The sequence below is a fragment of the Catellatospora paridis genome, assembly GCF_009720365.1.
GTDB classification, from domain to species: Bacteria; Actinomycetota; Actinomycetes; order Mycobacteriales; family Micromonosporaceae; genus Catellatospora; species Catellatospora paridis.
The window spans coordinates 625488-639989 of the sequence record NZ_ML769312.1; the positions used below are offsets into that span (position 1 = coordinate 625488).

Annotated in this window: 14 protein-coding genes; 7 read left to right on the forward strand and 7 right to left on the reverse strand. The window is 71.4% G+C overall.

What is annotated here, in order from left to right:
- Positions 1–8: 8 nt before the first annotated feature.
- Entirely contained in the window at positions 9–1163 is a 1155-nt protein-coding gene (locus F9C41_RS02670; protein WP_155384943.1) for a M20 family metallopeptidase, read from the reverse strand.
- On the opposite strand from F9C41_RS02670, the gene F9C41_RS02675 reads away from it, so the two are divergent.
- Together F9C41_RS02675 and F9C41_RS02680 are read left to right on the forward strand one after the other, a co-directional pair.
- Entirely contained in the window at positions 1162–1866 is a 705-nt protein-coding gene (locus tag F9C41_RS02675; protein ID WP_230689244.1) for an MOSC domain-containing protein, read from the forward strand. The two genes, F9C41_RS02670 and F9C41_RS02675, sit on opposite strands and share 2 nt — an antisense overlap.
- Before the next feature lie 10 nt (positions 1867–1876).
- Positions 1877–2965, forward strand: a complete 1089-nt coding sequence (locus F9C41_RS02680; protein ID WP_196279595.1) for a winged helix DNA-binding domain-containing protein — start codon at positions 1877–1879, stop codon at positions 2963–2965.
- Positions 2966–2979: 14 nt separating this feature from the next.
- Here F9C41_RS02680 and F9C41_RS02685 read toward each other — a convergent pair whose 3' ends face one another.
- Entirely contained in the window at positions 2980–4047 is a 1068-nt protein-coding gene (locus F9C41_RS02685; protein WP_230689245.1) for a hypothetical protein, read from the reverse strand.
- Positions 4048–4149: 102 nt separating this feature from the next.
- Here F9C41_RS02685 and F9C41_RS02690 point away from each other — a divergent pair, with 102 nt between their 5' ends.
- A complete protein-coding gene (locus tag F9C41_RS02690) occupies positions 4150–5229 on the forward strand; it encodes a calcium:cation antiporter (RefSeq protein ID WP_155384945.1) in 1080 nt (359 codons plus the stop codon).
- A gap of 94 nt (positions 5230–5323) precedes the next feature.
- Here the strand turns inward: F9C41_RS02690 and F9C41_RS02695 are convergent, their stop codons facing one another.
- Together F9C41_RS02695 and F9C41_RS02700 are read right to left on the reverse strand one after the other, a co-directional pair.
- Positions 5324–6508 (reverse strand): pyridoxal phosphate-dependent aminotransferase, encoded by a 1185-nt coding sequence (locus F9C41_RS02695; protein WP_155384946.1) that lies wholly within the window; start codon positions 6506–6508, stop codon positions 5324–5326.
- A gap of 47 nt (positions 6509–6555) precedes the next feature.
- A complete protein-coding gene (locus F9C41_RS02700) occupies positions 6556–7095 on the reverse strand; it encodes a hypothetical protein (RefSeq protein WP_155384947.1) in 540 nt (179 codons plus the stop codon).
- A gap of 140 nt (positions 7096–7235) precedes the next feature.
- On the opposite strand from F9C41_RS02700, the gene F9C41_RS02705 reads away from it, so the two are divergent.
- Positions 7236–8153 carry a UTP--glucose-1-phosphate uridylyltransferase gene (locus F9C41_RS02705; protein ID WP_155384948.1) on the forward strand — a complete coding sequence of 306 codons (918 nt, stop codon included), beginning with the start codon at positions 7236–7238 and terminating at the stop codon, positions 8151–8153.
- 64 nt (positions 8154–8217) lie between these two features.
- On the opposite strand, the gene F9C41_RS02710 is transcribed toward F9C41_RS02705, so the two are convergent.
- Entirely contained in the window at positions 8218–10818 is a 2601-nt protein-coding gene (locus tag F9C41_RS02710; RefSeq protein ID WP_230689246.1) for a M4 family metallopeptidase, read from the reverse strand.
- A gap of 263 nt (positions 10819–11081) precedes the next feature.
- Between F9C41_RS02710 and F9C41_RS02715 the strand changes: the two genes are divergently transcribed.
- Both F9C41_RS02715 and F9C41_RS02720 read left to right on the forward strand, forming a co-directional pair.
- Positions 11082–11654: a helix-turn-helix domain-containing protein gene (locus tag F9C41_RS02715; protein WP_155384949.1), complete on the forward strand. Its 573-nt coding sequence runs from the start codon at positions 11082–11084 to the stop codon at positions 11652–11654.
- A 21-nt stretch (positions 11655–11675) separates the two neighbouring features.
- Positions 11676–12923 (forward strand): MFS transporter, encoded by a 1248-nt coding sequence (locus F9C41_RS02720; RefSeq protein WP_155384950.1) that lies wholly within the window; start codon positions 11676–11678, stop codon positions 12921–12923.
- Position 12924: 1 nt separating this feature from the next.
- Here the strand turns inward: F9C41_RS02720 and F9C41_RS02725 are convergent, their stop codons facing one another.
- Together F9C41_RS02725 and F9C41_RS02730 are read right to left on the reverse strand one after the other, a co-directional pair.
- Positions 12925–13236 (reverse strand): hypothetical protein, encoded by a 312-nt coding sequence (locus F9C41_RS02725; protein WP_155384951.1) that lies wholly within the window; start codon positions 13234–13236, stop codon positions 12925–12927.
- Between the two features lie 26 nt (positions 13237–13262).
- The gene (locus F9C41_RS02730; RefSeq protein ID WP_196279596.1) at positions 13263–13862 is read right to left on the reverse strand and encodes a GNAT family N-acetyltransferase; all 600 of its coding nucleotides are present in this window, start codon (positions 13860–13862) and stop codon (positions 13263–13265) included.
- Between the two features lie 140 nt (positions 13863–14002).
- Between F9C41_RS02730 and F9C41_RS02735 the strand changes: the two genes are divergently transcribed.
- Complete coding sequence (locus F9C41_RS02735) at positions 14003–14437, forward strand: DoxX family protein (RefSeq protein WP_155384953.1); 435 nt, start codon at positions 14003–14005, stop codon at positions 14435–14437.
- The last annotated feature ends 65 nt before the right edge of the window (positions 14438–14502 follow it).

Here is a 14502-nt window from a genome sequence, read left to right on the forward strand (position 1 = left end):
ACCGGCCGTCAGCTCGCGCTGAGGAAGGTACGCAGCGCCTGGTGGTAGGGCATGATCGACGTCAGGTCCGCGTACTCGTCGGGGCCGTGCAGGCCCGCGCCGCCGATGCCGAAGATCACCGCGTCGATGCCGCGCTGGGAGTAGAAGCGCCCGTCGGCCGCGCCGTGCTTGCGCAGGAACCCGGCCGGGTAGCCCTGCGCCTGTGCCGCTTGCTGCAGGGCCCGCACCTCGGGCCGGTCCCGGTCGGCGTGGTGCGGGGCGTCGGCGTGCTCGACCGCCACCGTGATGCCCGGCCCGCATATCTCGCCCAGGTGCGCGGCGATCTGCGCGGCGGTGCGCCCGTCGAAGCCGGGCTCGCCGGGCGGGAAGCGGATGTCCAGCCAGGCCTCGGCCAGCGCCGGGACCTGGTTGAACGCCGTGTTCGGGGTGTCCAGCCGGGCCAGGTTCACCGTCGTCGCCCAGGCCTCCGCGGCCGGCAGCGGATACGCCGCGTGCAGGGCTCGGACCGCCTCCGTCAGCCGCAGCAGCGCGTTGTCGCCCTGCCACGGGTAAGCGCTGTGCGCGGCCCGGCCGGTCGCGGTCAGCCGGGCCTGCAGGATGCCCTTCGAGTCGGTGACGATCTCCAGCCCGCTGAACTCGCCGATGACCACGAACTGCCCGGTGACGCCCTGTTCCAGCTGGTGCAGGGTGCCGTTGCGCCCGCCGATCTCCTCGTCGGTGACCAGCTGCAACGCCAGCGGGTACGGCAGCGTCGGGGCGAGTTCGGCGAACACGTGCGCCATCACCAGCGCGGAGATCTTCATGTCCTGGGCGCCGCGGGCGTACAGGCGCTCGCCCTCGCGGCGTGGCGTGAACTGCTCCGGCGCGGCGGGCACCACGTCGAGGTGGCCGTTGAGGATCACCCGGAACGCCGGCCGGCCCGCGCCGGTGTCGCGGTAGAGCAGCGCGCTCGGCTTGCCCGCGGACTCGAACCGCTCCACGGCGAAGCCCGGCCCGACCGCGTCGAGGACGAGGTCCAGCGCGCGGTGCAGCTGGTCGGGACGGTCGGCGGTCGACGGCACGGCGAGCAGCTCCTCGGCCGTACGCAGAAAGGGCTCCAGCTCCACCCCGCCATCCTGCCGCACGCCGCCGCGCCGGGCATACTGCTGACGTGATCGGATCATGATGGTCGGCACGATCGGGGAACTGCGCCGGTTCCCGGTCAAGTCGCTGCTCGGTGAGGTGCTCACCGAGGCGGTGGTGCAGCCGCGCGGGCTCGCCGGGGACCGCCGGTGGGCGGTGCGCGGCGCGGACGGCCGCTTCGGCAGCGGCAAGAGCACCCGCCGGTTCCGGCAGATGGACGGGCTGTTCCAGCTGGCGGCGCGCTACGAGGGTGCGGTGCCGGTGCTGCGCTTCCCGTCCGGGGCGCGGCTGCGCGGCGACGACCCGGCGGTGCACGCGGCGCTGAGCAGGCATGTCGGCGAGCCGGTGACGCTGACCGCCGAGGAGGACGTGTCGCACTTCGACGAGGGCCCGCTGCACGTGCTGACCACCGCCTCGCTGGGGCACCTGGGCGGGCTGCTCGGCGGGCCGGTCGACCCGCGGCGCTTCCGCGCCAACCTGCTGGTCGACGTGTCCGGCGCGCCCGCGCGGCTGGAGGACGGCTGGCCGGGCCGGACCCTGCACGTCGGCGACGAGGTGGTGCTGCGGGTGACCCGCCGGATGACCCGCTGCGTGATGGTCAACAACGCGCAGCAGGACCTGCCGCACGACGGCCGGATCCTGCGTGCCGTCGCCACCGCCGACGAGCTGACGTTCGGCGTGCTCGCCCATGTCGAGCGGGCGGGCACGGTCCGGTTCGGCGATCCTGTCGTACTGCGCCGATAGCATCGCGGCGATGGACGCACTGCAGCTGGCCTCGTGGCGTATGCACAACCTCGGCCTGCACGCCACCGCCGACGCCACGCCCCAGGACGTGGTCGGCCGGCTCGGCGCGGTGCAGTCCCAGGACTACGGCCCGGCGACCTGGTCGCTCGGCGAGCGCATCACCGCCGCCCACGAGGACCGAGTGCACCGCGACTTCGCCGACGGCGCCGTGCTGCGCACCCATGTGCTACGGCCGACCTGGCATTTCGTCACGCCGGAGGACATCGGGTGGGTGCTGGCGCTGACCGGCCCGCGGGTGCACCAGCTCAACGCGTACTACTACCGTCAGCTCGGCCTCGACGAGCAGCTGCGGGCGCGCTGCGACGCGTTGCTGGTCGACGCGCTGGCCGGCACGCAGCTCACCCGCAAGGAGCTGACCGCCCTGTGCCAGGCGGCAGGCATCGGCACCGAGGGCTTCCGGATGGCGTACATCCTGATGAACGCCGAGCTCAACGGCCTGATCTGCAGCGGCGCGACGAAGGGCAAGCAGCACACGTACGCGCTGCTGGCCGAACGCGCGCCGCAGGCACGGAAGCTGGACGCCGACGAGGCGCTCGCCGAGCTGACGCTGCGCTACTTCACCAGCCACGGGCCGGCCACCGTGAAGGACTTCCGCTGGTGGTCGAGCCTCACCCAGGCCGAGATCCGGCGCGGCCTGGACATGGTCCGCGGGCAGCTGCACAGCCTGGACGCGGACGGGCTGACCTACTGGTTCGCCGGGGAGCCGGTGCGGCCGACCGGTGCCGACGGCCCGGTCGCGCACCTGCTGCAGGGCTACGACGAGTACATCGTGGGCTACACCGAGAGCAAGCACCTGCTCAACGTCGCCGGCGTGGGTGGCGGGCAGCGCCTGGACCGGCCCGTCTACAACGGCGTGCTCATCATCGACAGCCAGGTCGCCGGCCACTGGAAGCGCACGGTCGGCCGCACCGAGGTCGCGGTCGAGGTGCTGGTCTACGCCCCGCTCGACCCCGCTCGGGCCGCGGCGGTGCGGGCCGCCGCCGACCACCACGGCCGCTTCCTCGGCCTGCCCGCCAGGGTCACCACGACCGTGCTCTGAGCCGTGCGCCGCCGTCAGCCGCGGATGGCGCCGGAGTTCTTGTCGACCATCAGCCCGCCCGTGTCGACGGCCTCGAAGTCCGAGCCCTGCAGGTTCTTCAGCGCGCGCAGCGCGTCGTTGGACCAGCGGTCGTCGGGTGCGCCGGACAGATACCAGGGGGAGCCGTTGTCGGCGACGATCACGCCGTACTTCTTCATCGCCTCGGCGATGATCCGGGCCTGGGTGGGCATCTTCGAGGTGTCGACGCCCGCCTTGAGCCGCAGCCGCAGACCCATCGGCGGCAGTGCCGCGTCGGAGCTGTTCGAGGCGGCGTGCCGGGCGGGCCACACGTAGGTGTTGCGCGAGCGCGGCACGGTGATGCGCAGCGCGTGCGTGATGCGCCCGGCGGCCACCTCCTCGTAGCGGGCCAGTCCGGCGAAGATGGACAGCCCCGCCGCGTCGGCCGAGGTCCAGCCCGCCGGGCGCAGTTTGTTCGAGCGCAGGTCGTAGATCGCGCCGGAGCCGGCCCGCCAGCCCGAGCCGGCCGGGTACGCCGCATACAGCTCGTACACCTTGCAGCCGGCGGCGTCGTACAGGATGACGTGGCGGTCGCCGTCGCTGCTGCGCCCGCCCTCGACCTTGGCGTCGGCGGTCACGGGGTACGGGCCCTTGTCGCTCTCGCCCGCGTACTCGAAGGTGACCTTGACGGTCTTCTGGCCGGGCTTGACCGTCGTGACGGGAATGCCGATCGGCGCGCCCTCCCACAGACCCGCCCCGAAGTCGGGATGCATGTGCGCGGCCGCGCCGATGCTGTTCACGAGCGCGCCCGACGACCGGTGCACGGGCAGTTTGGACACGTCGGCGCGCCACACGCTGTTCGCGGGGAACACCCCGCACGGGCCGGCGGTGGCCGAGGGCGACGCCGCGGCCTTCGGGCTCGCGGCCGCGGACACCGAGGGCGCGGCCGTGCCGCCCGGTGTCACGAAGCCAGGCTCGGACGGCCCTGCCGCGTTGGGTGCGGTGCTGCCGCAGGCGGCGAGCCCGAGGGCGGCGGTCAGCGCGGCCAGTCGCCGCGGCACTGCGGCCAGAGATCGTGAGAGCACGCGCAGAATCTAGTGCCATCCGGCGGTACAGACACACCCCCCCATGGCCCCGTTGCAGGGATTTCGAACGATAGGTGAGGTTTGTCCGCGTAACCTCGGTACATGCTCAAAGCCGCACGCGCGCTGTCGTGGTGGGCGCTGATCCCGCCGCTGTGCGTGATCGTGCTCGTGGCGGCCTGGGGGCACAAGGTAGGCGGCGTGGGCCTGGTGATCGTCGGGATCGCGCTGGTCGCCGCCGTCGTGGTCGCCGTGCACCACGCGGAGGTCGTCGCGCACCACGTCGGGGAGCCGTTCGGCACGCTCATCCTCGCCGTGGCGGTGACCGCGATCGAGGTCGGCCTGATCATCATGCTGATGACCTCCGGCCCGGAAGGCCCCTCGACCCTCGCCCGGGACACGGTCTTCGCGGCGTTCATGATCGTGTGCAACGGCGTGGTCGGACTCTGCCTGCTGGTCGGCGGCCTGCGCCATCGCGAGGTCGAGTTCCACGTCGAGGGCGTCACCGCGACCCTGGCCACGCTGAGCACCGTCGCCGCCCTGGCGCTTGTCCTGCCGTCGTTCACCACCAGCAGCCCCGGGCCGACCTACTCCGGGCCGCAGCTCGCCTTCGCCGGCACCGCCTCACTGGTGCTGTACGCGGCGTTCGTCTTCGTGCAGACGATCCGGCACCGCCACTACTTCCTGCCGCTGGAGACCGGCGACGTCGACCGCGGCGCCGGGCCCGGCCGGAAGGCGGCCGCGGTCAGCCTGATCATGCTGTTGCTCTGCCTGGTCGCCGTGGTGGGCCTGGCGAAGGTCGAGTCCCCGGCCATCGAACACGTGGTGGCCGTCGCGGGCGCGCCGCGGGCCGTGGTCGGTGTCGTGATCGCCCTGCTGGTGCTGCTGCCGGAGACCGCCGCGGCGGTCCGGGCGGCCTCCCGCAACCAGATCCAGACCAGCTTCAACCTGGCCCTGGGCTCGGCCGTGGCCAGCATCGGCCTGACCATCCCGGCGATCGCCATCGCGTCGATCTGGCTGCAGAACACGCTCGTGCTCGGCCTCGACCCCAAGGACATCGTGCTGCTCGTGATCACCGTGGTGGTCACCACCCTGACCGTCGCACCCGGCCGGGCCACCCTGATGCAGGGCATGGTGCACCTGACCATCTTCGGCGTCTTCCTGTTCCTCTCCTTCGTCCCTTGATCACGACGATCTTGCGCGAACTGTTGCCCTTTCGCGGCATTCGAGTGTGTCGCACCCACTGTCCGCGCAAGATCGTCGCCACGCGGGGGCGGGGTCAGGGTTTGAGGCGGGTCACGGCTTCGGTGATTACTTCGGGGCGTTTGCAGAAGGCGAAGCGGATCAGGTGGCGGCCGGCGTCCTTGTCGTCGTAGAAGACCTGGGAGGGGATCGCTACGACGCCGCTGCGTTCGGGCAGGCCGAGGCAGAATTCGACGCCGTCGGTGCCGCCGAGGGGGCGGATGTCGGTGGTGATGAAGTAGGTGCCCTCCGCCTGCAGCACGCCGAAACCGGCGTCGGCCAGGCCGGCGCGGAGCTGGTCGCGCTGGGCCTGGAGGCCTGCGGTGAAGCCGGTGAAGTACGTGTCGGGCAGGTTCAGCGCGATCGCGACGGCGGGCTGCAGCGGGCCGGCGTTGACGAAGGTGAGGAACTGCTTGACCCGTAGCACCGCCGAGACCAGCGCTGCCGGGCCGCTGGCCCAGCCGACCTTCCAGCCGGTGCAGGAGAACGTCTTGCCGGCCGACGAGATGCGCAGGGTGCGCTCGCGCATGCCGGGCAGAGTCGCCAGTGGCACGTGCGGCGACCCGGCGTCGTCGAAGACGAGGTGCTCGTAGACCTCGTCGGCGACGGCGTACGCGCCGAACTCCTGGCACAGGTCGGCGACGAGCTGCAGCTCCGCGCGGGTGAACACCTTGCCGGTCGGGTTGTGCGGCGAGTTGAGCAGCACCAGCCTGGTGCGCGGGCCGAACGCGGCGCGCAGCTGGTCGGGGTCGAAGGCGTAGCGCCCGTCCGGGCCCGGGCGCAGCGTCACCGGGCGGCGGGTCGCGCGGGCCAGCGCGATGCTCGCGGCGTACGAGTCGTAGTAGGGCTCGAAGCAGACGACCTCGTCGCCCGGCTCGCACAGGGCGAGGATGGCCGCCGCGATCGCCTCGGTGGCCCCGGCGGTGACGACGACCTCACCGTCGGGGTCGTACTCGAGACCCCAGAACCGGCGCTGATGTGCGGCGACGGCCTCGCGCAGCACCGGCATGCCCGGTCCCGGCGGGTACTGGTTGAACCCGCCGCGCAGCGCGACGGCGGCCGCGTCCAGCATCTCCGCGGGCCCGTCCGTGTCGGGAAAGCCCTGTCCGAGGTTCACCGCCCCGGTCTTCACGGCGAGCGCCGACATCGTCGCGAAGATGGTCGTGCCGAACGGGCGCATCCGCTCCACGAGCGGATCGTCCCCGGAGAACCCAGCCGTCATGACCCCATCTTCACCCACCGGCCCGGGCCGGTGGCAACGGCCCGTTTTCAGCAGGGGGCGCCGACGGGGATGCGGGCGAGGGTCTCGCGGTTGCCGGAGCGGACCCGTATCGGCAGGCAGCGGGGCTTGTCGACGGTGTAGCCGCCGGCGAACACGTACCAGCCGGGCACGTCGTAGAGGTCGGGGCAGAACACGCGGATGCGGGTGACCGCCGGGCCGGGGTTGCCCCAGCCGATCGTCGAGGTCAGCGCCGCCTCGCCGACGATCTCCAGGTCGACGGGTGTGCCGGGCCGCACCACCAGGCCCTGCTTGGCCCACCACCGGCCGTCGACGGCGGTGACCTGCAGCTGCTGCCCGACCGGCAGCGCGACGGCGTCGAGCAGCACCGGCAGCCGCGCGGCCGGGCTCGGTTCGGTTCCGATCACGTGATCGCAGGACACGCGGGCCACGCCGTCGTCCGGGAACGGGGTCGCGGCCGGAGAGCTCGTCCGCCCGGCGGTCGGCGCGGACGACGGCCCCGGCGAGGGGGCCGCGGGGGTGCAGGCGGCGAGAGCCACCACCGGGAGCAGGGCGAGCAGGCGTCTCATGTCGTGGACGAGTCGCGGGGGCCGGGTGCGGTTCCGCGGGTGACGTATGGGACGTTCCGGGCGTGGGTCGCGCCCGGTCGACCTGGTCGCCTGTTAGCGTCGGGTGTACCGCTGAGCGACTTCTGACCTGGAGAGATCTCATGCCTTCGACCATCCGCAGGGCCGTGATCCCGGCCGCGGGCCTCGGCTCCCGGCTGCTGCCCCTGACCAAGGCCATCCCGAAGGAGATGCTGCCCGTCGGCGACAAGCCGGTGATCGAGCACACCGTGCGCGAGCTGGTGGCCTCGGGCATCACCGACATCACGATCGTGATCTCGGGCGGCAAGTCGCTGATCCAGGACCACTTCCGGCCGAACCCGGCGCTGGTCGAGCAGCTGCGCGCGGACGGCAAGACCGCCTACGCCGACGCGGTCGAGGAGATCGCCGAGCTGGCGCAGCAGGGGCACATTACCTACCTCGACCAGCACGGCCCGTACGGCAACGGCACGCCGGTGCTCAACGCCGCCCGCAACTTCGACGACGAGCCGATGCTGGTGCTGTGGCCGGACGACGTGTTCGTCGCCGAGGTGCCCCGCGCCCAGCAGCTGATCCGCGCGTACGAGGCGACGAACTGCCCGGTCCTGGCGCTGATGCCGATGAGCCCGGAGGACTCGCAGCGCTACGGGGTGCCGGTGGTCAAGGAGGACCTGGACGGCGGCCTGATGCGCATCACCGGCCTGATGGAGAAGCCCAAGCCGAAGGACGCCCCGTCGGCGTTCGCGGCGATCGGGGGCTACGTCGTCACCCCGGGCATCATCGACGAGCTGCGGGAGCAGACCAAGCGCTGGTACGAGCGGCGCACCGGCGAGGTCTACCTGACCGACGCGATCAACGCCTACGCCTCGACGCGGGCCGTGTACGGGCAGGTCATCTCGGGCCGCTGGTACGACACCGGCAACCCGGCCGACTACCTGGTCGCCCAGATGGCCACGGCCCTGGCGCACCCGGAGTACGGCCCGCTGCTGCGCACCCTGGCCACGGAGCTGGACGTGCCCGCACGTCCGGACACGGTCGGCTGAGTTCCGGCCGAGCACGAGCGAGGGGCCCCGGCACACGCCGGGGCCCCTCGCCGTCACCCCTGACCTAGAGGGTCAGGGTCCAGCTGTTGATGTAGCCGGTGTCGGCGGAGGCGGCGTCCTGGACCCGCAGGTTCCAGGTGCCGTTCTTCACCTCGGTCGACAGGTTGGCGGTGAAGGTCTGGTTGATGTTGTCGGCGCTGCCGCCGGCCCGGTTGTGCAGCACATAGGTGCTGCCGTCCGGCGCGACCAGGGTCACGATCAGGTCACCGATGTAGGTGTGCACGATGTTCACCGCGACCGTCGAGGTCGCCGATGCGTTGCCGGAGCAGCCCGACAGGGTGATCGGGCTGTTGACGGTGGTGTTGTCCGGGATGGACACGTCGGTGCCGTTGGTGCCGGAGCAGACCGTCGGCGTGCCGCCCACCAGGTTCAGCGTCCACGTGTCGATCGTGCCCGTGTCGGCCGACGCCGCGTCCTGCACCCGCAGCTTCCAGGTGCCGTTGGCGGCCTCGCCGGACAGGTTGACCGTGTACGTCTGGCTGATGTTGTCGGCGCTGCCGCCGGTCCGGTTGTGCAGCAGGTAGGTGCTGCCGTCCGGCGCGACCAGGTTCACCACCAGGTCACCGATGTAGGTGTGCAGGATGTTCACGGCGACCGTGCTGGCCGCGCCGCCGTTGCCGGCGCAGCCGGAGATGGTGATCGAGGACTCGACGGTCGTGTTGTCCGGGACCGCCACGTCGGTGGAGTTGGTGCCGGAGCAGCCGGGCGGGCCGTTGACGGTCAGGTTGAACGTCGTGGTCCGCGTCGAGCTCGCGCCGGTGCCGGTGATGGTGATCGCGTACGTGCCGGGCGGGCTGGCCGCGGCCGTGGCGATGGTCAGCGACGACGTGCCGCCCGCCGAGTTGATCGAGGACGGGCTGAAGGTCGCCGTTGCGCCGCTGGGCAGGCCGCTCGCGGTCAGGTTGACCGTCTGCGCGCTGCCGTTGGTCAGGGTGGCGGTGATGGTGCTGCTCACCGAGCTGCCGGGGTTGACCGAGCCCGACGCGGGCGCCGCCGCGAGGGAGAAGTCGTTGCCGGCGGGGCAGGCTGCGTCGCTGCCGGCCACGTTGACCGCGGTCCAGGCGGCCTGGACGGTCTTGTACTCGACCGAGCACAGGCCGTACAGGTCGGTGGCGGCGGACAGGGTGTAGGCGCGGGAGGTGTTGGCCGGGGTGGACGTGTTCACGTAGCGGGTGCTGGAGGTGAAGTACACGTCCAGCGCGCGGTACCAGATCTTCTCGGCCTTGGTGCGGCCGATGCCGACGACGGCCGGAGCCGAGCCGCAGACCGGGCTGGTGCCGTACGCGGTGGCGCCGGTGCCCTCGGCCAGGTTGAAGAAGAAGTGGTTGCCCGGGCCCGAGCTGTAGTGCACGTCGACGCTGTTGGTGCTGGTCGACCAGCAGCCGTGCGACGCGCCGTCCAGGGTCGGGTTGTACATGTAGCGCAGCGGGGTCCCGTTGCCGTTGATGTTGATCTTCTCGCCGACCTGGTAGTCGCCCGGGTCGGAGGGGGCGTTGGCGTAGAACTCGACCATGTTGCCGAAGATGTCCGAGGTGGCCTCGTTCAGGCCGCCGGACTCACCCGAGTAGACCAGGCCCGCCAGGGCCTCGGTGACGCCATGGCTCATCTCGTGGCCCGCGACGTCCAGCGACACGAGCGGGCGGCTGTTGCCCGAGCCGTCGCCGTAGGTCATCTGCGCGCCGTCCCAGAACGCGTTGACGTACGCGTTGCCGTAGTGGACCCGGCTGGGCACGCCGGTGCCGTTGCCGAAGATGCCGTTACGGCCGTGCACGTTCTTGAAGTAGTCGAACGTCGCCGCGGCGCCGAAGTGCGCGTCGACACCGGCGGACTGCCGGTTGGCGTTGGTGCCGTCACCCCAGATGTTGTCCGCGTCGGTGAACGTGGTGCAGGTCGAGGAGCCGTTGTTCATGTCGCAGGTGCGGCCGTTGCCGTGCGACGGGTCGATCATCTGGTACGTCGAGCCCGACAGTGTGGTGTCGACCGTGACCGTGCCGGAGTAGACGCTGTTGCCGGTGCCGTTCACCATCATGATCTCGTCGAACGAGCCGAGGTGTGCGCCGGTCACCGCGTCGGTGATGACGTGCAGCTCGGACGGCGTCTGCTTGTCGGCCCGCATGCCGGTGACGACGGTCTCCCAGGCGAGCTTGCCCTTGCCGCTGCTGGCGTCGACGAACAGCTCGGGGGAGCCGACCGTGGCGACGGTGCCGGAGAACCTGCCGCGGGCGGCCTGCGCGGCCGTGGCGGCGGTGACCTGCGGGGTGGTGGACAGGGTCAGCGGGGCTTCGAGGCCGACCGACGATCCCTTGTAGACGCCGTTGGCGGCGGTGTGCACGACGAAGTCGCCGCCGTAGACCCGCAGGCCGTGGAACGTGCGGGCATAGCGCACGTGGGTGCCGCTGCTGTCGCTGACGGTGCGGTCGATGCGGTACGCGTCGCCGCCGGCGGCGCGCACGTCCGACGGGTGCTCAGCGAGGGCGCGCTCGGCGGCCGCGACGCCGACGGGCGCCGACGGGGTGCTGGGCGCCGCGTTGCCGGAGGTTGCCGACACCGACAGCATGGCGCCCACGAGTAGGGCGACGCTGCCGGTAGCGAGGGTTCTTTTCACGAGTCCTCCCCGACTCAGTGGAACGTGGCGGTAGCCACTGAGAGCTATATATATAGAAGGTGGGAGAACTTTGGAAGTGCTTCACATCCCTATTCGTCGATGAAGAAATTTTGTGAGTGCTGCTGGGGAGTGCTGTAAGGGGCTCTGTCTCGGCCTTGAATGATCGACTTGGGTCGATCGGCACACGAGGTGTCCGGTAGGCGACTGCGGGGGAGTGACGTCGCAGGATTGTAGAGGAAGCTTTCTAAAGATATCTTTAGGAAATGACCGACCGTCCCGCCGTGGACCTCACCGACCCCCTCGCCCTGCGCGCGTACGCCCACCCGCTGCGCATGTCGCTGGTCGGCCTGCTGCGCCGGGAGGGCCCCCTCACCGCCACCCAGGCCGCGAACCTGCTCGGGGAGAGCGTGCCGAACTGCTCCTTCCACCTGCGCCAGCTCGCCAAGTACGGCCTGGTCGAGCGCGCGGAGGGCGCCGACGCCCGGGAGAAGCCGTGGCGGGCCACCGCGCTGTCGACCAGATGGGGCCGCGAGTCCGACGACGCCGAGACCCGCGCCGCCGTCGACCAGCTCGACGGGGTGGTCATCCACCGCCTCTACGAGCGCGCCCGGCAGTGGCTGTCCCGCCGCGACACCGAGCCGCCGCAGTGGCGCGCCGTCACCGGCCCCGGCGACGACCTGGCCTACCTCACCGCCGAGGAGCTGGGCGAGCTGTCCCGCCGCATCGACGACCTCTTCGGCGCATACCGCTCCCGACAGACCGACCCGTCCCTGCGGCCGCTCGGCGCGCGAGGAGTCCACATCGGCTACTACGTGACGACCATCGACCAGCCCTGACGTCCGGAGGCGCACACCCCCATGACCGCCACCGCCACCCCCGCGACCCGCCGCTGGCTGCCCCCGCTGCTGCGGCAGACCCCGTTCCGGCGCTACTGGACCGGGCAGAGCGTCTCCCTGGTCGGCGACCAGATCACCGAACTGGCGCTGCCGCTGTTCGCGGTGCTCGTCGCCCAGGCCGGCCCGGCCGAGATGGGCTACCTGACGGCCGCCGCGCTCGCCCCCAACCTGCTGTTCTCCCTGCTGTTCGGCGGCTGGGCCGACCGGCGGCCGTACAAGCGCACCATCATGGTCGCCGCGGACGTGGCCCGTGCGGTCGCGCTGCTGGCCGTGCCGGTGCTGTACCTGCTCGACGCGCTCACCATGACCCAGCTCTACCTGGTCGCGTTCACCGTCGGCACGTTCAGCGTGCTGTTCGAGGTGTGCCGCACGACCCTGTTCGTCTCGCTCGTGTCACGCGAGGACTTCCTGCCCGCGAACGCGCTGCTCAACGGCTCGCGAGCATTCTCCTCGGTGGCCGGCGCCGGCGCCGGCGGCCTGCTGGTGCGCCTGGTCGGCGCACCGTTCGCGCTGCTGCTGGACGCGCTGTCGTTCCTGTTCTCCGCGGTGATGATCGCCCGGGTGAAGGTCGTCGAGCCGACGCCGACCGCCCGGCGCGGCTTAGGGCTGCGCGAAGGCCTGTCGTTCATCGCCCGCCACCCGGTCATGCGGGCGGCCGTGTGCGCCAGCACCACCATCAACCTGTTCAACTACATGTACGGCGCGCTGGTCATCCTGTACGTCACGACCGAACTGCACATCACCCCCGACGTGCTGGGCCTGGGCCTGGGCCTCGCGGCCGTCGGCGCGCTGATCGGCGCGGCCGTGGCCCGGCGGCTGGCCGAGCGCTTCGGCGTCGGCCCCCTGTACGTCTTCGGCTACCTGCTGTTCCCGGCCCCGCTCATCCTCATCCCACTGGCCCAGGGGCCGCACTGGCTGGTGCTGACGATGGTGTTCTGCGCCGAGTTCTTCTCCGGCTTCGGCGTCATGCTGCTGGACACCGCGGGCGGCTCGCTGCAGGCCAGCGTCATCCCCGACGAGCTGCGCGCCCGGGTGACGGGCGCGCACCGCACCATCAACTACGGCATCCGCCCGATCGGCGCGGTCATCGGCGGTGCGCTGGGCACGGCCCTGGGCGTACGCGAGACGCTGTGGATCGCCACCATCGGCGCGCTGGCCGGCGTGCTGTGGCTGATCGCCTCACCGATCCCGCGGATGCGGCGGCTGTGACTCAGTCCAGCAGGCGGCTCACCGCGCGCACCACAAAGGCCAGGCCGACGCCGGTCAGCAGCAGCCCCTCCACGAAGATCCGCAGCCAGTCGCGGGGGTCGCGCCGTGGGGTGCGGCGTGGGTCCGGATGGTCCTGCGCGGGTGCCGCGTCGTCGGCCGTCGGGCCGATCGGGCCCGCCTGCTCTACCTGGCTGCGGTGGATCCGGCGCAACCCGACGCCGCGCCACAGCATCACCAGGCCGAGGCCCAGCAGGATGAGACCGAGCACGAGGAAGGGCAGGGGATCGAGCTCCCGCTCGCCGAGCGCGTCCAAACGCGGAGCGTAGCCAAGCGGCGCCATCAGGCGCCCGCCCACCACGGCCGGGTATCGGTACGCAGCAACGAGTACAGGACGACGTCCTGGCTGCGGCCGTCGTTGAAGAACGCGCCCCGGACCGTGCCTTCCAGGGTGAAGCCGCACTTCTCGGCGATCCGCCGGGACGCGCCGTTCTCCGGAACGATCACCAGCTGGATGCGGTGCTGCTTCTTCGTCGCGAAGAGATAGTCGACGAGCAGCCGGACCGCCTCGGTGACGTGCCCGCGCCCGGCGAAGCTGGCGTCGTAGAGCTGGTACGACAGCTCGAAGGCGTCCCAGTAAATCACCGGCCGGAAGAACTCGATGTGTCCCAGCAGCTCACCCGCGCCGTTGACCATCAGCAGCGTGCCGGCCTCACGCTGCCATAGCCCGGTCTCGGCATGCTCGCGCCGGAAGTCCGGCTCGGACCGCACGCCCAGCGGGAAGTACGCGCCGCGGTTGGCGATGTCGGTGTGGGCGCGGTAGAGCCGATCCAGATCCGCCGTCAGCACCGGTCGAAGCGTCACGCCGTCGCCGTGAAGCATGGGTCCACCCATCGGGTCGCGGGGCCCGCCCTGGGGCGCGGCGGCGTCGACTGCTGCCACGCCGCGCTGATGATATGCGCTCGCACAGACACGGATCCATGTGTTCGCCCCTTGAGATGACATTGTCAGGTGCGAATCAATCGATCTAATCTTGGACGCGTCCGGGCAACGACATCAGATCTCACCCTGAGGAGACCTTCATGTCCTCTGCCCGATCCGCCGCCGTGACCCTGACGCTGTTCCGGGTCGTGCTCGGCCTGCTGTTCGCGTTCCACGGCGCGGCCTCGCTGTTCGGCGTGTTCGGCGGCAACCGCGGCTCCGGCCAGGCCGTCGAGTTCGCCGCCTGGCCCGGCTGGTGGGCTGCCCTCATCCAGCTCGCCGGCGGCATCCTGGTGATCGCGGGGCTGGCGACGCGGCCGGCCGCACTGCTCTGCTCCGGCTCCATGGCGTACGCCTATTTCGTGGTGCACCAGACCCAGGGTCTGTTGCCGCTGAACAACGGCGGCGAGGCGGCCGCCCTGTTCTGCTGGTCGTTCCTGATCGTCGCGGTGCTCGGCCCCGGCGCGTTCTCTCTCGACGGCCTGCTCCGCCGCCGTGCCCCCGACCAGCGCGGCTCGCTGGTCACCGCCTCCTGATCGGACGGTGCGCGGGCCGTCCGGCCCGCGCACCGTTGTCGTACGGCCGCCTTAACATCGAGGAA

What these genes read in the sequence shown, in the direction of transcription:
- F9C41_RS02715 (WP_155384949.1), top strand. Translation starts at nt 11,082, where the DNA reads ATGACCGACCGTCCCGCCGTGGACCTCACCGACCCCCTCGCCCTGCGC.
- F9C41_RS02675 (WP_230689244.1), top strand. Translation starts at nt 1,162, where the DNA reads ATGATGGTCGGCACGATCGGGGAACTGCGCCGGTTCCCGGTCAAGTCG.
- F9C41_RS02735 (WP_155384953.1), top strand. Translation starts at nt 14,003, where the DNA reads ATGTCCTCTGCCCGATCCGCCGCCGTGACCCTGACGCTGTTCCGGGTC.
- F9C41_RS02720 (WP_155384950.1), top strand. Translation starts at nt 11,676, where the DNA reads ATGACCGCCACCGCCACCCCCGCGACCCGCCGCTGGCTGCCCCCGCTG.
- F9C41_RS02705 (WP_155384948.1), top strand. Translation starts at nt 7,236, where the DNA reads ATGCCTTCGACCATCCGCAGGGCCGTGATCCCGGCCGCGGGCCTCGGC.
- F9C41_RS02670 (WP_155384943.1), bottom strand. Translation starts at nt 1,163, where the DNA reads ATGATCCGATCACGTCAGCAGTATGCCCGGCGCGGCGGCGTGCGGCAG.
- F9C41_RS02695 (WP_155384946.1), bottom strand. Translation starts at nt 6,508, where the DNA reads ATGACGGCTGGGTTCTCCGGGGACGATCCGCTCGTGGAGCGGATGCGC.
- F9C41_RS02690 (WP_155384945.1), top strand. Translation starts at nt 4,150, where the DNA reads ATGCTCAAAGCCGCACGCGCGCTGTCGTGGTGGGCGCTGATCCCGCCG.
- F9C41_RS02700 (WP_155384947.1), bottom strand. Translation starts at nt 7,095, where the DNA reads ATGAGACGCCTGCTCGCCCTGCTCCCGGTGGTGGCTCTCGCCGCCTGC.
- F9C41_RS02680 (WP_196279595.1), top strand. Translation starts at nt 1,877, where the DNA reads ATGGACGCACTGCAGCTGGCCTCGTGGCGTATGCACAACCTCGGCCTG.